General features: G+C 64.0%; 17 protein-coding genes. 5 read left to right on the forward strand and 12 right to left on the reverse strand.

Features of this window, described 5'->3' with window-relative positions; genetic code table 11:
- Nucleotides 1–67: 67 nt before the first annotated feature.
- The 3 genes from MKK75_RS09815 to MKK75_RS09825 form a co-directional block, all read right to left on the reverse strand.
- Nucleotides 68–226: a hypothetical protein gene (locus MKK75_RS09815; protein ID WP_244042400.1), complete on the reverse strand. Its 159-nt coding sequence runs from the start codon at nt 224–226 to the stop codon at nt 68–70.
- A 40-nt stretch (nt 227–266) separates the two neighbouring features.
- Entirely contained in the window at nt 267–1,076 is an 810-nt protein-coding gene (locus MKK75_RS09820; RefSeq protein WP_244042415.1) for a putative hydro-lyase, read from the reverse strand.
- Nucleotides 1,077–1,184: 108 nt separating this feature from the next.
- On the reverse strand, nt 1,185–1,685 hold the full coding sequence (locus MKK75_RS09825; protein ID WP_244042401.1) for a substrate-binding domain-containing protein: 501 nt from the start codon (nt 1,683–1,685) through the stop codon (nt 1,185–1,187).
- 141 nt (nt 1,686–1,826) lie between these two features.
- On the opposite strand from MKK75_RS09825, the gene MKK75_RS09830 reads away from it, so the two are divergent.
- Nucleotides 1,827–3,263: a carotenoid oxygenase family protein gene (locus MKK75_RS09830; RefSeq protein ID WP_244042402.1), complete on the forward strand. Its 1,437-nt coding sequence runs from the start codon at nt 1,827–1,829 to the stop codon at nt 3,261–3,263.
- Between the two features lie 333 nt (nt 3,264–3,596).
- Here MKK75_RS09830 and MKK75_RS09835 read toward each other — a convergent pair whose 3' ends face one another.
- The 5 genes from MKK75_RS09835 to MKK75_RS09860 form a co-directional block, all read right to left on the reverse strand.
- Nucleotides 3,597–4,073, reverse strand: a complete 477-nt coding sequence (locus tag MKK75_RS09835; RefSeq protein WP_244042403.1) for a flavin reductase family protein — start codon at nt 4,071–4,073, stop codon at nt 3,597–3,599.
- 55 nt (nt 4,074–4,128) lie between these two features.
- The gene (locus tag MKK75_RS09840) at nt 4,129–4,830 is read right to left on the reverse strand and encodes a creatininase family protein (protein ID WP_244042404.1); all 702 of its coding nucleotides are present in this window, start codon (nt 4,828–4,830) and stop codon (nt 4,129–4,131) included.
- Complete coding sequence (locus tag MKK75_RS35670) at nt 4,817–6,367, reverse strand: amino acid ABC transporter permease/ATP-binding protein (RefSeq protein WP_313901848.1); 1,551 nt, start codon at nt 6,365–6,367, stop codon at nt 4,817–4,819. Before MKK75_RS35670 ends, MKK75_RS09840 begins: the two co-directional genes overlap by 14 nt.
- A gap of 33 nt (nt 6,368–6,400) precedes the next feature.
- Nucleotides 6,401–7,258: an ABC transporter substrate-binding protein gene (locus MKK75_RS09855; protein WP_244042405.1), complete on the reverse strand. Its 858-nt coding sequence runs from the start codon at nt 7,256–7,258 to the stop codon at nt 6,401–6,403.
- Between the two features lie 65 nt (nt 7,259–7,323).
- The gene (locus tag MKK75_RS09860) at nt 7,324–8,619 is read right to left on the reverse strand and encodes an NtaA/DmoA family FMN-dependent monooxygenase (protein ID WP_244042406.1); all 1,296 of its coding nucleotides are present in this window, start codon (nt 8,617–8,619) and stop codon (nt 7,324–7,326) included.
- A gap of 189 nt (nt 8,620–8,808) precedes the next feature.
- On the opposite strand from MKK75_RS09860, the gene MKK75_RS09865 reads away from it, so the two are divergent.
- Complete coding sequence (locus MKK75_RS09865) at nt 8,809–9,735, forward strand: LysR family transcriptional regulator (protein ID WP_244042407.1); 927 nt, start codon at nt 8,809–8,811, stop codon at nt 9,733–9,735.
- A gap of 247 nt (nt 9,736–9,982) precedes the next feature.
- Here the strand turns inward: MKK75_RS09865 and MKK75_RS09870 are convergent, their stop codons facing one another.
- The gene (locus MKK75_RS09870; RefSeq protein WP_244042408.1) at nt 9,983–10,615 is read right to left on the reverse strand and encodes a tyrosine-type recombinase/integrase; all 633 of its coding nucleotides are present in this window, start codon (nt 10,613–10,615) and stop codon (nt 9,983–9,985) included.
- 1,152 nt (nt 10,616–11,767) lie between these two features.
- Between MKK75_RS09870 and MKK75_RS09875 the strand changes: the two genes are divergently transcribed.
- Nucleotides 11,768–13,219, forward strand: coding sequence for a DUF2254 family protein (locus MKK75_RS09875; RefSeq protein ID WP_244042409.1), 1,452 nt, complete (start codon nt 11,768–11,770; stop codon nt 13,217–13,219).
- Between the two features lie 13 nt (nt 13,220–13,232).
- Here MKK75_RS09875 and MKK75_RS09880 read toward each other — a convergent pair whose 3' ends face one another.
- From MKK75_RS09880 to MKK75_RS09890, 3 genes are all read right to left on the reverse strand, one after another.
- On the reverse strand, nt 13,233–13,502 hold the full coding sequence (locus MKK75_RS09880; RefSeq protein ID WP_244042410.1) for a hypothetical protein: 270 nt from the start codon (nt 13,500–13,502) through the stop codon (nt 13,233–13,235).
- 133 nt (nt 13,503–13,635) lie between these two features.
- Entirely contained in the window at nt 13,636–13,956 is a 321-nt protein-coding gene (locus MKK75_RS09885; RefSeq protein ID WP_244042411.1) for a DUF3862 domain-containing protein, read from the reverse strand.
- 7 nt (nt 13,957–13,963) lie between these two features.
- On the reverse strand, nt 13,964–15,166 hold the full coding sequence (locus MKK75_RS09890; protein ID WP_244042412.1) for an efflux RND transporter periplasmic adaptor subunit: 1,203 nt from the start codon (nt 15,164–15,166) through the stop codon (nt 13,964–13,966).
- Nucleotides 15,167–15,278: 112 nt separating this feature from the next.
- On the opposite strand from MKK75_RS09890, the gene MKK75_RS09895 reads away from it, so the two are divergent.
- Together MKK75_RS09895 and MKK75_RS09900 are read left to right on the forward strand one after the other, a co-directional pair.
- Complete coding sequence (locus MKK75_RS09895; protein ID WP_244042413.1) at nt 15,279–18,443, forward strand: efflux RND transporter permease subunit; 3,165 nt, start codon at nt 15,279–15,281, stop codon at nt 18,441–18,443.
- Nucleotides 18,444–18,839: 396 nt separating this feature from the next.
- Nucleotides 18,840–19,832, forward strand: a complete 993-nt coding sequence (locus tag MKK75_RS09900) for a DUF808 domain-containing protein (RefSeq protein WP_244042414.1) — start codon at nt 18,840–18,842, stop codon at nt 19,830–19,832.
- The last annotated feature ends 1,052 nt before the right edge of the window (nt 19,833–20,884 follow it).

Raw genomic sequence — 20,884 nt, forward strand, 5'->3', positions numbered from 1 at the left:
CGGGGCCGGCGCCATTGCCGGCGGGCAGGTCGAGGTCCGTGCTGTCGTTGATCCCGTCGAGCGCCGTCTAGGAGGCGCGGCGGGCATCGACGCCGTTCTGGGCGCTGGCGCCGGACAGGGCGTAGAGGACGCCGACCACCACCTCGTCGGCGGCCGTCGCGCGCTGAGACCGGAGGCCCGCTAGCGCCAGGGCGCCAGCGGCCAGAATGTCGCGACGGCGCAGCATGGGGCGTTCTCCAAAAGGGACGGGCGCCGGAATGCGGAATTCACGCCATCGCGAATTCGGCGTTGAGCCGATCGGTGATCAGCATGCAGCCCGGCGCGTGGGTGATCGCGAAATCCGGGCGGGCTAACGCGATCACCGATTGGGGCGTGACGCCGCAGGCCCAGAACACCGGGATCTCGTCGTCGCCGATCCGCACCGGGTCGCCGTAATCGGGGGCGCCGAGGTCGCGGATGCCGATCAGGTCTGGCCGGGCGAGATGGACGGGCGCGCCGTGGACCCGGGGATAGCGGGCGGTGATCTCGACCGCGCGGATCGCCTGTGCCGGGGTGAGCGGGCGCATCGAGACCACCATCGGCCCGGCGAACGGGCCGGCCGGGATGCACGGGATGCTCGTCCGGTACATCGGGACGCGCACGCCCATCGCGACATGGCGCAGGGGCAGTCCGCCCTCGACGAGGGCGGCCTCGAACGAGAACGAGCAGCCGATGACGAAGGCCACGAGATCGTCGCGCCAGAGGTCGGCGACCTCAGTCCGTTCTACGACCACCGCGCCGTCGCGCCAGATGCGGTAGCCGGGGATGTCGGTAGCGAGGTCGAGGTCGAGGCCGAGCTCCGGGATCGTGCGGCTGCCGGGCCGCGACTCACCGATCACCGGGCAGGATTTCGGGTTGCGCTCGGCGAACAGGCGGAAATCATCGGCCAGCCGCTCGGGGAAGACCGCGAGGTTTCCCTGGACGTAGCCGTCCGCGACGCCCGCCGTGCTGCCGGGGATCGTCCCGTCGCGGCAGGCGAGCCGGCCCTCGAGGCCGGTCCATCTCGCTCGAGCCGTCGGATCGCTCGCGGACATCATCGCTATTGGCGCCATCACTGACCTCTTCTGCCTTCGTATGCGGCAAGCCTATCTGATGGGCATTGGAGGTCGAATCATCTTTTTTCCATCGATATCCATAAGTCTGACTTATGGACGGAGGCACCAATCGACGGCGATGTTGCGGGCTATCTCGGCAGCTGCCGCGGCGAGGCGGTTATCCGGCATGTTCTCGTAGGTTGCGGTGAAATCGATGTCCGGAAGACGGACAGTCGTATCCACGACGCGCAGACGCCCATCCGCCAACTCGGCGCGCACAGTCTCAGCCGGGATCACTCCGACGCCGATACCCTCCACCGCCATGCGTACGATCGTCGAGAGCGAGGCGCTGCTGTAGAGCCGCGGCGGCGGCAGATTGGAGCGTGCCAGGAGCTCACGCAGCTGGGCATAGGGGTTGGTGTTGCGAGGATAGGTAATCACGGGGTGCAGGACCAGTTCTGCCAAGCCGATCTTGCAGTCGCCAAAAACGAGATTTGGCGCGGCGATCCAGGCGATCGAGAACCGGCAGAGCGGGACATTGATCCGGCGACGGGAGCCGTCCGGGCGCTTGGCTGACCGAGCGGCCGACGTAGCGATCCACTCCCGTCGCATATCGGGACGTCGTTGGATACATCATCGACCAGATCGCCTAGTCGTCCCAAACGAACAGAGCTGACATTCTTGCCCGGAAAAGAGGAGGCCTCCATCGCGAGGGCCTTCGCTCTCCCACCGATCGCCCCGAGCCAGCGTCAGATGCCGAATTTGATAGAGTCCAGCTTGCGAGCCACCGCCGAGGGCCTTGTCGCGCTGGTGGCGGCCTGCAATCGGCTGCGCCTTCCGTGGACGCAGCACCCCTTCGTGGTCGGCGTCCACGCGCCGATGCGCGAGGAGCTGACCCTGTGGGATCTGCGCGTGACCGGGACGATCCCGGCGGGGCTCGACGGCCGGTACCTCAAGATGGGCGCAAACCCCGCCGGCCCGACGACACGCGGCCACGACTGGTTCCTGGGCGACGGCATGGTGCACGGTCTCTGCATCCAGGAAGGAAAGGCCTTGTGGTACCGCAACCGCTGGATCGGCTCGCGTGCGGCGTCCGTAGCGCTCGGCCGGCCCGCTGCCCCGGGGCCGCGCCGCGGCGACGACACCGTCAACACCAACGTCGTCGAGATCGGTGCCCGTGCCTTCGCCGTGGTCGAGGCCGGCAGCTTCCCCGTCTTGTTGGCCGAAGATTTGGAGACGCAGCGCTACGATCCGTTCGATGGCACCCTCGCCGGCTCCTTCACCGGACACCCGCATCGCGACCCAGCGACCGGTGAGACACATGCCATCGCCTATGACGGCCGCATCTGGGACAACGTGCGCCACGTCGTCATCTCACCCGCCGGTCGCGTTGTGCGTGACGTAGCGATTCCGGTCGAGCACGGCCCCTGCATCCACGATTGCGCGATCACGGTGCGCTTCGTCGTCGTGCTGGACCTGCCCGTCACCTTCTCGATGCGGGCGGTGCTGGCAGGACACCGCTTCCCGTTCCGCTGGAACCCGGCCCATGGCGCCCGCGTCGGCCTGCTCCCACGGCATGGTACGGCCGCCGACATCGTGTGGTGCGCGGTTGAGCCGTGCTTCGCCTTCCACGTCGCCAACGCCTACGACGACGCTGATGGGTGCGTGGTCCTCGACGTCGTGACCTACGAGAGGGTGTTCGCCTCGGCGAGCGGCGGCCTCGACGCACCGGGCTGGCTGGAACGCTGGACCGTCGACCCGGCGACGGGGCAGGTCGACCGTCGGGTGATCGATCCCGCGGCGCAGGAGTTCCCCCGGATCGACGAGCGTCGCTACGGACAACCCCACCGGTACGTCTACACGGTCTCCGTCCCCGCCGACGGCAACACGCAGCTCGTGGACGCGACGCAGATCTACAAGCATGACTTGGCAACGGGAGAGCGGCGTGTGCACGAGTTCGGCCCTGACAGTGTCCCGGGAGAGTTTGTCTTCGTGCCGGCCTGGCCGGAGGCCGGCGAAGACGAGGGCTGGCTCGTTGGGCTCGTCGTCGACACGGTGAGCGACACAACGAATTTCATCATCCTCGACGCGCGCGCGTTCGAGGCGGCGCCCGTCGCGGCGGTCCACCTTGGGCACCGGATCCCGCCAGGCTTTCACGGGAACTGGTTTCCAAAGCATACGGCTGGGTGACTGTCGCTGGATGCTTCGGCACCCGGTACGCGTTCATGTGGCTTAGGACGTGCGGTATTCGACCCCGCCGCGTTTCGGTCCGTCGGGCTCCAGATGCCGGCGGCGCACCGGCCTTGCAATCGCGGGATCGCAAGCTCGACCAAGTGGGAGCCTCGGCGCACCACCGAACGACGTCAATCCTGCAACGACCGAAGCCTCGAGCAGCCGCGCCAGGGTGCTGGTCAACACATCAGGGCAAGTCGCGCACCGGCGTATAAATGCATGAAGGGCTTCCCGATAGGATCGAATGGCGGCAGGGTACGAGAAGCCACAAAGCTGTATTGTTGTAGATAATCATATGCGTACTGGATGATGATATCCGCGGTCATAGTACAGGACCGGAATGTCGCCTGAGGTGATATGGGCTGCCTCGAACTCAACCAGAACGATTGCGTGATCGCTGATGGGTATGATGTTGATGATCAGCCCTTCCATTTGTGCGATTGCACCCTTCAGCGTCGGCACGCCACGGGGCATGCGAATCGTCTCAACATCTTCATAGCCCTCCGTCCCTATCTTACTGGCAAATCGCTCCGACAGATGGATCTGATTTTTACTCAAAATAGAGATGCCAACCGGACTGCCAACCTTTGCATATTGAAAACTATCGTTCTGCTGGCGAACACAAAAAAGCACGGTGGGTGGTGCTGCACAGACCGACGTGACCGACGTCGCCGTGAATCCGTGCACCTTTGTCTCAACCGAAAAGGTCACAATGCAGACGCCCGATGCCAAATGGCGAAAGTAGGCTTTGTAATCTTCGGTGATCATCTTTGAACTTTGACAATAAAGCCTCGGAGTGGACGCGAGATTGACCCAGGATCGATCAATCCCAATCCTCCTCGAGGAGGGCCCGTGTTTCCGCGACGGCGACCGCCCAGACCGCGTCCATCTCCGCATCATCCCGCTGATATGATCCGCCGAAGCTACCGTCGCCGAGGAGCGCTCGCGAACCGGCCGGATTCGATCGGCGCATGCGATCTACGTCGATCGGTTGTTTCGGCGTCTCGGGTCCCCTGATGTTGGGCAGGCGAGTCCACGGGAAGTTCTCCGACCAGGAAGCGTGCGTCGCAACCGGTTCAAGCTTGTGCAATGCCGCCAGCGTCTGCGGCGCGATCCACCAATTGTGGAAGCGGACGCGGCATTCTGGGTTCTGAGCGACCCACTCGATCGCGCCGGTCGCTGCCGGCATGTTTCCGCCGTGAGCATTGCACAGAAGGATCCGTCGGAAGCCTGTCCGTTTCAGGCTGTCGAGCACGTCCGCGAGGATGGCGAGGTAGGTTGTCAGACGAAGCGAAACAGTACCGGCGAAGTCGATGAAATGCGGTGTGACTCCGTAGCTTAGGACCGGAAAGACCGGCACGCCGAGAGGTGCGGCAGCCTCGGCGGCGATACGTTCGCTCAGAAGGCTATCCGTCGCGAGGCTCAGCTGTGCGTGCTGCTCGGTCGAGCCGAGAGGTAAGATGCAGCGGTCGTCGATGCGAAGGCGGTCCTCGACCTGTGCCCAGTTCATCTCAGCGATAAGCATGGGATATCTCCTCAGACGCTACGTGAGACTGCTTTGCGTCGACCATGCGGAGGAAGCGACGCGTACGCTCGTGCTTGGGCTGCTCAAGAACCTCGGCCGGAGAGCCCTGCTCGACGATGACACCCTCGTCCATGAACACTACGCGGTCGGCCACCTCACGCGCGAAACGCACCTCGTGCGTCACGATCAGCATAGTCATCCCCGACGCCGCCAGGCTGCGAATGACCGCCAGCACCTCGCCGACACGCTCGGGGTCCAGCGCGGAGGTCGGCTCGTCGAAAAGCATCAGTCGTGGGGCGATCGCCAGGGCCCGCGCGATCGCGACTCGCTGCTGCTGGCCACCCGACATCCGGTGGGGAAGATGACCCGCGTGCTCGCCAAGCCCGACGCTTTGGAGGAGATGTAGGCCACGGGCTCGGGCGCGCGTAGCATCCTCTCCGTATACGCGAATCGGCGCCTCGACCACGTTCTCGAGGGCCGTGAGATGATTGAATAGGTCGAAGTGCTGGAAGACCATCCCGATCCGAGCATCGGCTCGAGCTTTGGCAAGGTTGCGCACTGGGCGTAGGCCGCCGGCCCCTCGTTCATAACCGACATACCGGCCGCCGACGCGGATCTCACCCCAATCGACGGGTTCGAGATGGTTAACGAGACGCAGGAACGTACTTTTCCCGGAACCGCTCGGGCCCATCAGGACGACGACCTCACCACGCCGAACATCGAGGTCGATCCCTCTCAGGACCTCCCGCGTCCCGTAGCTTTTCTGAACGTTAAGTCCAGCAACGAATGGCTCGGCACCCATCGCCTGCGCGTCACACCCGCTGATCTCTGCGACGAGATCCGGTAGCGGCGCACGCTCGCTCGCAGCGAAGAGCGACGGCTCCGCCACCGGCCGCTCGCGCAGATGGTCGAAACGGCGCTCCAACGCGGCCTGGCCCAACGCGATGACGCTGGTCATAAAGAGGTAGATTAAGCCGGCCGCTGCGAACACGGCGAAGAACCGAAAATTCTGACCGACGATTTGCTCTGATCGAAAGGTCAGCTCGTTCACAAAGATCACGGACGCGATAGACGTGCCCTTGATCATGCTGATCGCTTGATTGCCGAGGCCTGGCAGGATCGCCGGCATAGCCTGCGGCAGGACGATGCGGCGCAGTGTGAGGACCGGCCCCATCCCAAGCGATGCCGCGGCGAGTGTCTGATTGCGACCCACCGCCAGAATGCCGCCCCGGATGATCTCCGCGCTGAACGCAGCCTCGTTCAAGGCGAAGCCGACGACGGCAGTCGTGAAGTTGTCGAGGGTGATGCCGACGGCTGGCAGGGCGTCGAAGATGAAGACGAGTTGCAGGAGCAGCGGCGTGCCGCGCACGAACCAGACGTAGAACCACGCCACGCCGCTCAAGATCTTGTTACCGGTCAGCCGCAGCAGCGCCAGACCGAGGCCAAGGATCAGACCCAACACCATCGCGAGGGTGGCGATCTCGACCGCAGTCAGCGCTCCCTGCCAGAGGAACGGTAAGAACAGAAACTCGAGCACGTCGCTCTCGAACTATCGCGAAATGAAATTAAGTTACTGGGTGAACCCCTCGACGGGGAGCATGAGCGAGGGGTCAACGCCGTACTTTACCATCAGCTCTTTCATGGTCCCGTCGGCCTGGATCTCTTGAAGAGCATCGGCGATGGCGGGCTGAAGCCCGGCAAAGGTACGCGTAATCCCCGGGCCGACCTTGTAGTTCGTCTTGATCAGGAAGGCCTGGGCGAACTCAGCGCCATTCGTCTTTGCGACATTGCCGGCAAAGCCTCCGTCGGTGAGCATGAGGTCGGCTCGGCCGGCCTGGACGAGCCTCATGCCGCTGGGCTTGTCGGGATAGGTCGCGATCTCCAAGGCGGGTTTACCTGCGGCCACGCACGCGTCGCTCGCCTTGTGCAGGAGCACCTCTTCGACGGTGCCGAGGCCGGCCACGCCCTTGATGCCGCAGGTGTCAGTGAGCGCGGTGATTTTCTTTGGGTTGCCAGCCTTTACAAGGGCGCCAGTGGAAGCGAGGACGTATGTGACGAAGTCAACCTGCTGCGCTCGTATGGGTGTGTAATACAGGTTGTTCCACATGACGTCCGCTTGACCCGCGATAACCGCGGGCAGAAGACCGGACCACTTGCCGATCTTCGTCTCGGTCTTCATCCCGAGGCAGCTGAACGTGGCTACGGCGAGATCGTTGTCGAGACCGCGCATCGTCTCGAAGTTGCCCGCATCCCGGAAGGCGTAGGGCGGGCTCTCGCCGTCCTGCGCGAGGCGAACGGTGCGGCCCACCAGTGCGGGGTACTTGGCGGTTAGGGCTGCCTTGTCACAGGCTAACGTCGGAGCACCCCAGAGTGCCGCCACGGCGATGCCGATGAGCGACGAGGCCCGGAGGGAGAAGAGAGCATGCATCGTCGAATTCCCCTTGGGTCGCGGGTGGCGGTGCAGGAAGCGGGCCGCTGGAAGTGCGGAGGTCGTCAGAACGCCAGCAGGTTGTCCCGGAACAGCGCGTGCTCGTATCCAGATCTCAGCAGGCCACGACGCCGCAGGGCGGGCGCCAGCCCATCGGCGATCTCCGCGATGGTCCGCCGGGTCAGCGCCTCCGTGATCAGGAAACCGTCGCCGCCCACATGCTTGATCACCTCATCCATCTCGGCCGCAACGTCGTCGGGGGTGCCGACGAAATCGATGCCACCGCTGCTCGTGTCGGTGGCCATCTCGCGCAATGTCTTCTTACCGGTACCTGCTGTGAGATTTTGCGTAAGAGCGCGCGAAGCGTTGGTTTTCACCTCCGGCAAGGGGGCATCGAGGTCGAACTTCGAGAAGTCGATGCCGCTGAGGAACGACATGTACGCGAGGCGTGCGTCGAGATTTTCCCGCGTCGCTGCATCGAGGCGCTCTTTCCTGTCCACGGCTTCCGATCGCGTCTCCCCCAGAACGATCGACGTCGAGAACAGGATCTTGCAGGAAGCGGGATCACGCGAGGCCGTGCGCATCGTGGCATGGACGTCGTCGCGGTAGGCGCGTGCACCCTCTGATCCGCGGGCGCGGGCGATCACTGTGTCGGCGCGCTGAGCGGCGAACGCCTTTCCAGCAGCGGACCCCCCCGCCTGGCAGATGACCGGCCGCCCTTGCGGCCCCGGTGGCATATTCAACGGACCGCGACACCGGAAGTACTCACCTTCGAAGTCGATTGGGGTGACCCCGCCCGGGTCGGTGAACACCCCGGTGGCTGGATCAGCTGTGATCGCGTCGGGCGACCAGGACCGCCAAAGCTGGTCGACTACCTCGATCCACTCGTCGGCCATGCGATAGCGCAAGTCATGTTCATGGTGTTGTGGGAGACCGAAGTTCTGCGCCGAACGGTCGTTGTGCGCAGTAACGAGGTTGAGGCCGACGCGGCCACCCGTCAGGTGGTCGAGCGTCGCGCCGAGCCGCGCAGCGAGATAGGGAGGGTAGAACGCGGTCGTCATCGTGGCCACGATGCCGAGGCCGCGCGTCGCCTGCCCGAGCAGGGGCACGAGCGGCATCGGATCAGCTTTTGGCACCGCCACGGCGTTGCGCAGATACCAGTCGGCCGAACCCTGGAAGGCATCGGGCACGAAGGAACCGTCCTCGATGATCATGTAGTCGAAGCAGGCCCGATCCAGGGCGCGCGCGAGGTCGATGTACAGGGACGGATCGAGCCAATCCCTGCCACATAGACTTGACCAGGGCTGCTTCCACCCGTGGACGGCGGTGCCCTTCCCAACGAACCAACCGAAGTGGATCATGTCTGCCTGACCCTTGGATCTCACGATAGCTCAAGATATTTATCGGCGCGATTACCATAGAATTCTATGATTCGACTGAAACGTCGCCGCAGTTCAAGATAGAGGCTGCAAAGCGCCGGACATATCTACAGCTGGTCAACTGCGCCAAAGCAAATGAAATCATGGCATCGCGATCCATGCGGGAATGGCATGGAATCTGATTGCCGTGACGGCATGCGGTCCGCCAATCTCGAAACGTTTCTCTGGACCGTCCGTTTGGGCAGTCTCAGTGCTGCCGCTGAGCACCTTCATCTGACGCAACCCGCTGTCACGCGCCGACTTCAGGAGCTGGAGCGCGACCTTGGCGTAAAGCTGTTTCGCCGGTCAGGAAGGCTTGTGACGCCGACCAACGCGGCGCAGGCTCTGCTCCCAAAAGTGGAACTCGTTCTGCGCGAGATCGCCGCGATGCGCGCTACCGGTCAGGCTGTCGATGAGTTCCGAGGCAGGGTTCGTATCGGAATCGCCGAGCTGATCGGCTTGACGTGGCTGGACCGCCTCCTCACGCGCATCGAGACAACCTTCCCGAATCTCGATGTCGAAATCGAAGTCGAGGTGGCATCGGGCCTTGTCGAGGGCCTCAAACGCCGCAGACTCGATGTCGTTTTTCTGCCAGGCAAAACGACCATCGATGGCGTAGCTCAGGAGACGATCGGATCTCGATCCCTACGCTGGATCGCACGCCCGGATCTTGCCCTCCCATGCGGTATCTGCTCGCCGGACATACTCCGGGAGATGCCGATTATCCTGATGCCTAAAGGCGCGGAATGGTATGATCTTGCGATGCGGTGGTTCGCTACTGCGGGGGTTCAGCCAAGACGCGTGCGTACGTGTAACTCGGTTAGTGTGCAGACCTCCCTGGTAAGGAAGGGTTTGGGCTTCGGTGCGATGCCTGTAGATTTGATCCATGACGAGCTATCAAATGGTAGCTTGGTCGCATTGCCTGGATTGCCGACACTGCCTCGCGTGATCTACTCGGTCGCGTACATGATGTCCGATGCATCGCCCGTCATGCCGCAGATCGTGGCGATAGCTAAAGCCGAAAGTCAGTTCGTAGATAATATTGATGTCGAAGAATGACCATCTAAAATAAATATCAAATCATCTTTCTTGCAATGCCCGTGTTTCTGGGGATGGTGGTATCAAGAAATGCAACGATGGGTTAATCAAGACGGTATCGCTGACGGTGAAATCCGGCACTCAGGCATTCAATGAGGTTGCGTCCGTTTTCGGGATCCTGCCAGCCACTCCGGACCGACTGGGTTGGGCGCACTGCTGCCGGGCTGGTTTCGAAGCCCCTCGACACTTGAGCCGAGGGGCCGAGCGTTCAAATCCCTGTTCCTTCGGCAAGGGTCAAAGCATCCTCGACGTCGACACCGAGGTACCTAACCGTGCTCTCGATCTGGGTATGGCCGAGCAGGATCTGAACCGCCCGCAGGTTGCCAGTCCGTTTGTAGATCAACGACGCCTTCGTGCGGCGCAGGGAATGGGTCCCGTAGCCCTCGCTTCGCAGGCTGATGCCAGTGACCCACTCATCGACCAAGCGCGCATACTGTCGAGTGCTGATGTGCGTGACGCCGTCGAGCCTGCTCGGAAAGGCATAGTCGTCGAGCGTTCCACCCCTGGCCTCTGGCCCTGCGAGGATGCTGGTTCGGGCGGGTTCGAGCAACTCGAACTGCACGGGTCGACCGGTCTTGCGCTGGATGACGATGGCGCGGCTACGAACGCGACCACCGCTGACGAGGTCGCCAATCTTCAGCTTGCCGATGTCGCAGCCACGCAGCTTGCTGTCGATGGCGAGGTCGAACCTAGCCCGGTCGCGTGTGCGCCGTTCGCATTCGAGCCAGAACCGGATGGCCCAGACCTGCTGAGGCTTGAGGGCGCGCTTGGCGCCGAGCTTGCGGCCAGCATTCCAGGCCGGCCGCCCTTTCGTTGCCGGATCGTGTGCTGAGTGTCCCATCGTCTATCTCTCGCCAGCCTATGCCGACGAGGCGACAAGAGACCCGAACCGAAGGTGCGGAGAGCGGGCATATGCGGACGTTCCGCTGGCGACCCACATGAGCCATTCGAGGGTGCCGCGATGCTCCTCTAAAGCAGACGCGGTCTCCCGCGCCGTACCGTCGTGCTCGAGCGAGAGATATAAATTTCACATCGACAGTCGCCGATCCGATAGGCCGTACCCGCCTGTCTCATCGCGTCTCGAAACGTCTGCATCAAGGCCGAAGCGGGCCGCTATCGGCCTGAACGGCCTAACGCCTCAGGGAACCAAGCTCGGGAGCTGGGGTTGGCGCAGTGTTTCCATGATGTTTCTGCAAACGTGGCGAATGGCGGTATGGCAGTTCGGGTCCCGGGTATGGCAGCGGACCTCACACTGGCAGTAATCTGTCTCACGGCACCGGCGTCGGCAACTGGCGTCGATCGCACGGCGGGTCTGAACGATACGCCGGTTAGTTGGGCGAGGATGACCCGCCACCGCTCGAAGATGGGTCGTCGGGTCTACCGGAATAGGGGAGCGGGGACGGCATCGGCGTCGGCACCGAATGGCCGTGGTTACGGGATGGGTCCGACCGGCCAACCAAGCGGCGTCAAGTAAGACGTCGCGACCGGCTTCGTCGCCGATAGTTCGGCGGTGCCTGCGGCGGCTCCAACGTCAGCGCCTCGGCCATGCCCGCGCTTGTGCATGGCCGGTCCTCCCGCCACGCGACGAAAGGTAGTCCTTTGTCGATGCGATACGCACGTGGCTCTTCGATCCGCTTTGCCGTCACGAGCGGACTGGGCCTGCTGATCCTTGCGGTTCCGTGCCCAGCACAGGCGCAGTCGGTTGGCAGCCGGATTGATCAGTCGACCCCAGGAACCTTGCCCGCCAGGACTCACAACACGGACAGCTCCAAAGCGCCGGCAAACCAGCCGACCGGGCGTGTCGCGCCGCCGAGCGCGATCAGCTCGTCCACGGATGTCATGCAGGGAGGCCCCGTCCAGGGGGCCGGGAGCAGCGGTACGGTCAATCCGATCCAACATCTGCCCGAGAACATGAAGCGGTAATCGGCTGGACAAAACTGAATAGTCGACCGCCGGCGGGAGAATCGTTTCCTGCTGGCCACATGTCGCGCTGATGGAAGACTTGAGCATAACGCAGCAGCGGCAACCGTGTTCGATATCGTCGGATACTATTGTAAATCAGGCCCGCCACCGTTTTGTCGCGATCATCCGGCGATCGTTGCAGGAATTCATTTGTCTACCGCTCCTGGTGGTCGGTGCGTTCCTTGGCCTGTTCGCACTCACCTATCTGCTCGATGATGCGCTGTGGGGTTGTCCCCAGCCCGCGCCGCTTCCTTGGCTGGCCCATCTGCTCGGTGACACGGCTGCAATCGCCAGCCTGCTGAGCATTGTTGCGTCTGGCATGATCACGGTGACCTCGATCACCTTTTCACTTCTCCTGATCGCCGTGCAGCAGACAGCCTCGACGCTCTCGACGCACGTCTATGACCAGTGCATCCAACGACGCTCGAATCAACTCAGTTTCGGTTTCTTCGTCGGGCTCAGCGTTTTCGTGCTGCTGACGCTCGGCAGCGCCAATCCCGACCACAAACCGATTATCGGGGCGCTGCTAGCGCTCCTGATGACGGGCGCGGCGCTGTGCATGGTGGTGATCCTGATCTACAGCACCATCGATCAGATGCGGCCGCACTCGGTCATCGCAGCGATCCACGACCATACGATCAAGGCCCGCGCAGTGGACGGGCGCATGATCGAGGGCACTCGCCGGTCTCTCCGTGCCGACCTCTCATGGTCGCAGACGGTCCGAACGGACGCGTACGGTGTGGTTTGCGGCATCGATCTGTCGACGATCGAACGGTCCGCAAAGGAGCATGGCGCCGAGATCGAGATTATTGGCCACGTCGGCACCAACCTCGCCTTCCGCGACCCGCTTTTCCGTATCCATGCCGCACAGTCGCCATCAGCCGACGCGCTGTTGGCTTTGGACAAGGCGGTGACAGCAGCTATCACGATCGAACCGCGCCGCACCATCGACAGCGATGCCGGTTTCGGGATCGAGCAGCTTTATTCGATCGCCTGGACGACCGCCTCGACGTCGAAGCAGAACCCGCAACCCGCGATCCTCGTGTGCCACTGCCTGCGGGACATCATCGCCCGTTGGAGCCGCACCGATACGATCCCGGAGAACAGCGCGTCCCGCGTCGTCTATGCCGATCGGGGGGTGGACGATGCGATCCTGGCGATCGCCGCGATCGGCGTCGTCGCTTCCGAGAGCATGCAGAACACGCTGGCTGCCGAGGTCTGGCGGACCCTCGCGACGTTGATCGATGATGTGCCGGGCGAACGGTTGCCGGCGCTGATCGACACGGTGCGTCGGCTCCTATCCAGCCTTGGGGATCATGTTTTGACCCGTGATCTTGAAGAAGAGCTAAGCCGATGCCGGCGAAGCTTGGAGAGCAGGGGCGAGCCTGAGGCGGCTGAGGAAATCCGCGCAGCGACCGAAACGCTTGCCGAGAGTATCGGCACGCTCAATTCACGCGGGACGCGCGTGCCTACATCCGCCTGAGCGCGGTTGCCTGTCACTTCTTCCGAGGCAAGGCCTGCGACGGCTCGGGGGACAGGCCTTTCGCCTCGTGGGCGCCCGTGCCGTGTACGGCGTCGCTGCCAATGATTCCGCCGCCCACGGAGGATGCCGGCGGGTTTCCGCTCGGCGCTCCGGCGCCGGAGGACGGAGGCTGCCGGGTCGTCATGGTTGCCGTACCGGCCGCGTTCGGCGCGGCGGTCTCCGCGCGCGCGAGGCCCGTCCCAGCGACGATCAGGGCTGCAGCAGTGAGAATCTTGGCAAACATGACGGTCTCCGGAAAGGCCTGCCGCAACGCGTGGGAATCAGATCGGTTTGTCGGCACAGGGAAGCGCATCCACGCATCGCTGTTTCGAACTCACGATCAGTCCGACGTTCGACGCCCGCGCACGGCGGATGGTTCAGTCTGCGCTCAGCCCGAGTTGCGACTTGTCCGTCAGCCGGTCGTTGCGGAACGTCAGCGTGATATTGGCGCCGTAGGTTCCGTGGCCACGCCAGGAATAGGTCGCACGCTCCTCGCGACCGATGGTGAGGTGCGAGACCCGCCGTCCCCCGCAGCCGAGCAGGTCGCGGATACGGCCGTAGCTCATGCCGTGCTTGAGGGCGGTGTATTGGGCATGGTCGACGCGGCAGGGCCTTGTACCGGGAAAGCGGGCCGCGTCGGCGGCCGATGCGGCGAAGATCAGGGCGAGCGAGATTGGGACGAGGATCTTCTTGCGCATCGGCGCCTCACCCGGGCTGGCCGGAGGCGGCACCGTTCGCGGGCGGCGTGTCCGGCGAACTGGCTTCCATCGCCTTCGTCTCGACCTTGAGGTCCTGACGCATGTCCTGGATGTGGTCCGTCACCACCTTCTCGTCGGGCTTGAGCCCCGCCACGATGGTGGTGTTCTCCCCGAAGCTATCGCCGGTCGTCACCGGCTTCTGATGTACCACGCCCTGGTCGTCGACGACGTAGACGATCTGCTGGGCGAGCTGGGCTGAGAGCGCGATCGTCGGCACGAGGAGCTTGTCCTCCGTCCCGATTTTCACCCGGGCGCGCACGAACTGGCCGGGGAGGAAGCGCTCGTCCGGATTTGGCAGGAGGGCGCGCACGAGGCGACGCGCGGTACGGGGATCGAAGCGGTTGTCGAGCTGGTAGATCCGGGCCTCGCGCACGGGCTTGCCCGCCTCGTCCAGCACTTCCACCGTCACGGATCCGCCCTGCATCGCCTCGCGCACGGTCTCGGAATCCTCCGATGACAGCGCCATCTGTACGTCGATCGGATCGAGCTGCACCACCGAGACGAGCTGTGTCTGGTTCTCGATCACGAGGTCGCCCGGGTTGATGATCGACAGGCTCGCCCGGCCGTCGAAGGGAGCGTTCACCGTCGCGTAGTCGAGGTTGAGGTTTTGCCGGGCGATCGCAGCTTCCGCCTGCTGCACCTGGGCGCTGGCCGTGGCCGCGTTGGCCTGCTGCTGCTGCAGGCGCTGCTCCGAGGCGTAGCCCTTGTCGGCCAGCGTATCCGTGCGGCTGACCTCGGCTTGAGCGAACTGAAGCTGCGACTTCGCCTGCGCCTCTTGCGCCTTCGCCTGCGCCAGAGAAACCTCGAAGGGACGCGGATCGATGCGGAACAGCACCTGCCCCTTCTTCACGTGGCTCCCCGGCTCGAAGGGGCGCTCGACGACGTTGCCCGTCACCCGCGCCTTGAGGGCCGCGTCCTGTGGGGCGATGATCGTGCCCGTGTAGGTGAAGGCGATCGGCACCGCTTCCTTGCGCGCCGCGGCCACCGTCACGGTCATGGGCGGCTCCTCGGCCTTCTTGGGCGCCTCCGACCCCGTCAGCGAGGCCATGATCGCAGATGGCGCGGGCCGGCCGGCCGCCAGCCAGCCCCCGCCGGCCAGCACCACGAGGGCCCCGACCCCAATCAACCCGTATTTTGCCCCCGATCGCACCTGGATCGCCCCCTTCGAGGCGCCTCCGGCGCCGAACCGGACAGGGAACACGCGAAATTGACTGACGTTGCATGCCCGGTCCCCGCGACCACCGAGGGATTGCCGAGGACCGATGTTCGCCCGCTTCGTCGACCGGCCCATCCTGGCGGGCGTGATCTCCGTGCTGATCACCCTGATCGGCGCGGTGGCCGGCCTCACCTTGCCGATCGCACAATTTCCCGAGATCGCCCCGCCGATCATCAACGTCCAGGCGACCTATCCGGGCGCCAGCGCGCAGCAGGCCTACGACGCAGTGACGACGCCGCTGGAGCAGGAGATCAACGGCGCGCAGCACCTCCTCTACATCGCCTCAACCAGCAACACCGATGGCAGCGTCAACCTCGACGCGACCTTCGAGATCGGCTCCGATCTCGATGCCGCTGCAGCCGAAGTGCTCACCCGCGCCAATCGCGCGGAGGCCAAGCTCCCGGCCTCGGTGCGCTCGCAGGGGTTGGAGATCCAGAAGAGCACGCGCCAGCAGCTCGGCAACATCGTCCTCTACGCCGAGGAGGGCTCGCCCTACGACGAACTGTTCCTGGCGAACTGGGCCGAGACGCAGGTGATCAAGCCCCTGCGGCGCGTCTCTGGCATGGGGCGGATCCAGAACTTCTCCCAGAAACGCTACGCCATGCGGCTGTGGCTCGATCCGGTGAAGATGGAGGCGCTGGCGATCAGCCCCGATGCGGTGATCAAGGCGGTGAGCCAGCAGAACGAGCAGATCACCACCGGATCGCTCGGCAAGCCGCCGACCGACGGCAAGCCGACGCCCTTCGAGTTGCAGGTGGTCACGCAAGGACGGCTGAGCCAGCCGCCGGAATTCGCCAACATCCTGCTGCGGGCCAACCCCGACGGATCGGTGGTGCGGGTCCGGGATGTGGCGCGGGTGGAACTCGGCTCCGAGCAGTATGGCGTCCGCTCCAGTTTCGATGGGAAACCCTCCGCGACGCTCGGCCTCTACCAGACGCCCGGCGCCTATGCGGTCCAAGTCATGGACGGCGTGAAGGCGACGATGGAGGAGCTCGCCCGCCGCTTCCCGCCGGGCCTCAAGTACAAGATCGCCCTTGACCGTACCGAGTTCGTCCGAGAGGCGATCACCGAGGTGGTGCACACCCTGTTCGAGGCGCTCGTCCTCGTGATCGTCGTCACGTACCTGTTCCTGCAGAACTGGCGGGCGACGCTCATACCCTCCATCGCCGTCCCCGTGGCGCTGGTGGGCACCTTCGGACCCATGGCCCTGCTCGGTTTCTCCTTCAACACGCTGAGCCTGCTCGGCCTGGTGCTGGCGGTCGGCCTCGTGGTCGACGATGCCATCATCGTGGTGGAGAATACCGAGCGGCTGATGGACGAGGGGATGGAGCCCCGGGATGCCTCCCGCGAGGCCGTGAACGAGGTGGCTGGACCGGTCATCGCCACGACCCTGGTGCTGGGGGCCCTGTTCGTGCCGGTGGCCTTCATCCCCAGCCTCACCGGCCAGCTCTACAACCAGTTCGCCCTCACCATCGCGATCTCCGTGATGATCTCGGCAGTGGTCTCCCTGACCCTCACCCCGGCGCTCTGCGGCCTGATCCTGAAGCACCGGCCCGGAGGGTCGGAGCGGCGCGCAAGCCGTTGGAAGGCGCCGCTCCGCTGGTTCAACCGAGCCCTGGAGGCGAGTGCGAACATCCTCACCCGGGCGATCGGCGTGCTGAGCCGTCACCTCGTGATCGTTGGCGTGGCCTTCCTCGCCTTCGCGGCGCTGACGGTGGTCCTCGTGATGCAGCGCCCGACCGGCTTCGTCCCGAACGAGGACCAGGGCTACTTCTTCGCCGATGTCGCCTTGCCGAAGGGCGCGTCGGTCGCCCGAACGGACGCGATGGTCGAGCGACTGGGCAAGGCCCTGCGGGACATGCCCGAGGCGGACCACACGATCGGCGTCATAGGGCGCAGCATCCTCGCCGACGCGGTGGCGCCGTTCTACGGCTTCCAGATCCCGGTCCTGAAGCCCTGGGGCGAGCGCGCGGCTTCGGCGGACGACATTATCGCCCGCGTGCAGAAGGAGTTCCGGCGCGACCCAGCCGGGCAAGTGCGGGTGGTCAACCCTTCGCCGTTGCCGGGCCTCGGCACCCGCAGCGGCCTGACGCTGGAGATCCAAGACCGAAGCGGCGCAGGCGGCCTCAAGCTGGCCCAAGCGGCACAACGCTTCATCGACGAAATGACGAAGAGCCCGAGCATCGCTCAGGCGCTCTCGACCACGAGCTACGGCGTGCCGCAGATCCATCTGGAGATCGACCGGGCCAAGGCCGAGCAACTCGGCGTGCCGCTCCAGAACCTGTTCGACGCGCTGGGGACCTATGTCGGGTCCAGCTTCGTGAACCTCTTCAATCGCTTCGGCTTCGTCTACCAGGTCTACGTGCAGAGTGAGGCCGCGGGCCGCCGGACGATCCAGGACCTTGAGGCCCTGCCGGTCTTGAACGGGCGCGGCGAGCCCGTGCGCATCGGCTCCCTGGTGCGGGCGGAGTTTACCACCGGCCCGACGGCGGTCCTGTCCTACAACACCTACCCCGCCATCGAGGTGGCGATCGAGGTGGCCGAGAGCGCGAGTTCGGGCACCGTTCTCAAGGAGGTCGAGGCCCTGGCCAAGGATCGCCTCCCCAGCGATTTCGCCGTGGAATGGACCGATGTCGCCTATCAGGAGAAGGTCGCGGGGGGCTTCGCGCCGCTGATCTTCGGCCTCGGCGTGCTGATGATTTTCCTCCTGCTCGCCGGGCAGTATGAGTCCCTGCGCCTGCCCTTCGTCATCCTGCTCGCGACGCCGATCGCGATCTTCGGCGCCGTGGGATCGCTGGCCCTGCGCGGCCTCGCCCTCGACATCTTCGGGCAGATCGGCCTCCTGCTCCTCGTGGGGCTAGCGGCCAAGAACTCGATCCTGCTCGTCTCCTTCGCCGAGGATCTGCGGCGGCAGGGGGAGGACACGCTGAAGGCGGCACAGGATGCGGCACGCCTGCGCATGCGCCCGATCCTCATGACCTCCTTCGCCTTCATCATGGGTTCGATCCCGCTCGCCATCGCCAGCGGCGCGGGGGCGAATGCCCGCGTCTCCATGGGCACGGTGGTGATCGGTGGCCTTATCGTGGCAACCTTCATCACCCTGTTCATCACCCCGACCTTCTACATCGCCTTCGAGCGTCTGTTCGGCGCAGACAGGCCTGCCGCTAATGCAGTCTCAGAAAGCGGCGGCCGCGTTCAGCCGGCTGAATAAGCCTGGGTGTCGTTCGGCGATGTCGTCCGTTCTGCGACACGACAGAGCCATACCGACACGATCGGTCGCCGGCTGGCCGCCCCTAGCGATCACAGGTCCACCGCCGATGTAGGTCACATGACGACCTGATGTCGGCTCGTTCAAATGGGCGGGGCGACGATGAGCCCGCTGGCGTGATCCAAGCGACGTTTTGGGTGAGCGCCTGGCCAGCATCGGCGTGCTGAAGGCGCCGGGAGCCCTGGCCATCGCGCCGATATGAGAGCCCGCCTGCGCCGTCCACGGTCCGGCGTCAGGATCAGAGAGCCTGCCGCGCTCATCCCGATCGCAGGTCCGACGGATCAAACGGTTTCGACAATCGTCTGTCTGAGGGCCTTTTCACCAGCAGGGGGTGAGGTTGTGAGTGTCGGACTGATCGCGCTTTTGGACGACGTCGCCTTGATGGCCCGGGCGGCTGCGGCATCCCTCGACGACGTCGCGGGCCAGGCTGCGCGGGCGGGAACCAAAGCCGCGGGCGTCGTCATTGATGATGCCGCGGTCACGCCCCGGTATGTCGTGGGGTTTGCCGCCGAACGGGAATTGCCCATCGTCGGCAAGATCGCCCTCGGGTCGCTGCGCAACAAGCTCCTGTTCCTGCTGCCCGGTGCCCTCGCATTGAGCGCGTTCGCACCGTGGGCGATCACGTCGCTCCTGATGCTGGGCGGCGCGTACCTCTGCTACGAAGGAGCCGAGAAGATTTACGAGACGCTCGTTCCTCACACTGCGCATGAGGATGACGCGGTCAATCAGGGCGCCACGAGGGGCGATCAAGCTTTCGAAGACCGCCGCGTGGCGAGTGCCATCAAGACCGACTTCATCCTCTCAGCCGAGATCATGGCCATCACCCTCGCGGCTTTGCCGGAAGGCAGCTTCTGGATGCGGGCGGCCGTGCTTGCCGTCGTCGCTGTAGGCATCACGGCTGGCGTCTATGGCGTGGTCGCGCTGATCGTGAAGGCCGATGACGCTGGTCTCGCGCTCGCCAGCAGCACCGCCGGGGGCCCCGTCGGAAGCCTGATCCGCGGTCTCGGATGTGGTGTGGTCAGGGGGATGCCGATCGTGTTGAAACTCCTCGCCATCATCGGGACGGCGGCGATGATCTGGGTTGGCGGCGGGATCCTGATGCACGGACTGGAAGAGTACGGCTTATCGGCCCTTGCACACATCACGCATCAGGCGGCGGAGTTTGCCACGACGTCATCGCCGTTCGCCGGTGGGGTCGTCAGGTGGCTTGTCACGGCGCTGGCATCGAGCTTGATTGGTTTGGTGGTGGGCGGACTCATGATCCCGCTGACAAGCTTTGTCCTGGCTCCGACCTGGCATAGTCTGACGCGTGCCCAGCCGCGCTCGGCATAATCTCTGCTGCATTACAGCCTGGACGCGGGCCTTCTTATGGATCGCTGGAAGTTGGAAGCGGTTCCAGCGGCGATGTCCGCTTCGCGCACCTGCGCCCTGAAAGCGGAACGTCGCGAAACCACCCTGAGCAGCCCTCCCGCTTCCGACCCAACCCAGCCTTGCGAACTCCTGTTGGCGCTCGCAAAAAGCGGTCATTCGCTAGCCCTCCAGGAACTTCGGCTCGGGGTGGGAAGCTGAAGTCAGCCTCTAGCCTCAAATGGCAAAATGCCCTCAAAAAGGGCGTGCATTCTATCTCCGCCTAAGGTTTGGTAAACGTACCTACGAACCAGCGGCAAAGATCGTTGTTTTCGGGATCGACTTCGATATAAAGCTGTTTAGCGCTCTGCTGCTTAATTCGGACCAAGCACGTCTCCCACACCGTTTCCATGTGCGGAGTATCCATAGTAGAATTTGGGCCAATCTCGAACCGAAAGACTTTGTTGAACCTGAAGCGGAATTGATCGCCTACCTTTTCGGCATTCTCTGGGCTTGGGCCTCGATAGATAAAACTTGAATACGATACATTTCCAGGCTGGTCGACTAGAGCGCTAGGATGAAAATCTATTGTTTCGCGATCTTCCGTCCGCGTCCATGAGCCGCGAATATCGCTGAGGTCAGAGGTCAAATAGGGGAAGGAGTGCTGTGGTACTGTGATTGCGACAAACCACAAAGCAGTAGTCGCCCACCAACACAAGCAGAGCCAGAATTTTTGGCGCTCTCATTCCAGGGAGGCTCCAATTATCAAATGAGTAATTTCCCTTTTTTAGCGAATTGTCCCTTTCCAAAGTGGGTACGAAGTCGATGTCCGCTTTCGTTCATTATTGCCCGAAAAACGGACAGGCAGAAATCCACCCTAAGCAGCCATCTTGCATCCGACCGAGGCCGTGTCAAAACGCATTGATCGTGGTCGCCAGCGCTGGTCGGCAGGATGATGACGGCGGCGCGGTGGACCGCTTCAGGCTCGAATGGCCTGGATGAGCCAGGTTGCGCCGAACAGGCGGATCATCCGCTTC

The sequence above is a fragment of the Methylobacterium sp. J-030 genome (genome assembly GCF_022829545.1).
Classification (GTDB): domain Bacteria; phylum Pseudomonadota; class Alphaproteobacteria; order Rhizobiales; family Beijerinckiaceae; genus Methylobacterium.

What these genes read in the sequence shown, in the direction of transcription:
- MKK75_RS09855 (WP_244042405.1), bottom strand. Translation starts at nt 7,258, where the DNA reads ATGCATGCTCTCTTCTCCCTCCGGGCCTCGTCGCTCATCGGCATCGCC.
- MKK75_RS09820 (WP_244042415.1), bottom strand. Translation starts at nt 1,076, where the DNA reads ATGATGTCCGCGAGCGATCCGACGGCTCGAGCGAGATGGACCGGCCTC.
- MKK75_RS09815 (WP_244042400.1), bottom strand. Translation starts at nt 226, where the DNA reads ATGCTGCGCCGTCGCGACATTCTGGCCGCTGGCGCCCTGGCGCTAGCG.
- MKK75_RS09885 (WP_244042411.1), bottom strand. Translation starts at nt 13,956, where the DNA reads ATGCGCAAGAAGATCCTCGTCCCAATCTCGCTCGCCCTGATCTTCGCC.
- MKK75_RS09880 (WP_244042410.1), bottom strand. Translation starts at nt 13,502, where the DNA reads ATGTTTGCCAAGATTCTCACTGCTGCAGCCCTGATCGTCGCTGGGACG.
- MKK75_RS09840 (WP_244042404.1), bottom strand. Translation starts at nt 4,830, where the DNA reads ATGCTTATCGCTGAGATGAACTGGGCACAGGTCGAGGACCGCCTTCGC.
- MKK75_RS09860 (WP_244042406.1), bottom strand. Translation starts at nt 8,619, where the DNA reads ATGATCCACTTCGGTTGGTTCGTTGGGAAGGGCACCGCCGTCCACGGG.
- MKK75_RS09875 (WP_244042409.1), top strand. Translation starts at nt 11,768, where the DNA reads ATGGAAGACTTGAGCATAACGCAGCAGCGGCAACCGTGTTCGATATCG.
- MKK75_RS09825 (WP_244042401.1), bottom strand. Translation starts at nt 1,685, where the DNA reads ATGCGACGGGAGTGGATCGCTACGTCGGCCGCTCGGTCAGCCAAGCGC.
- MKK75_RS09870 (WP_244042408.1), bottom strand. Translation starts at nt 10,615, where the DNA reads ATGGGACACTCAGCACACGATCCGGCAACGAAAGGGCGGCCGGCCTGG.
- MKK75_RS09835 (WP_244042403.1), bottom strand. Translation starts at nt 4,073, where the DNA reads ATGATCACCGAAGATTACAAAGCCTACTTTCGCCATTTGGCATCGGGC.
- MKK75_RS09865 (WP_244042407.1), top strand. Translation starts at nt 8,809, where the DNA reads ATGGAATCTGATTGCCGTGACGGCATGCGGTCCGCCAATCTCGAAACG.
- MKK75_RS09830 (WP_244042402.1), top strand. Translation starts at nt 1,827, where the DNA reads ATGCCGAATTTGATAGAGTCCAGCTTGCGAGCCACCGCCGAGGGCCTT.
- MKK75_RS09895 (WP_244042413.1), top strand. Translation starts at nt 15,279, where the DNA reads ATGTTCGCCCGCTTCGTCGACCGGCCCATCCTGGCGGGCGTGATCTCC.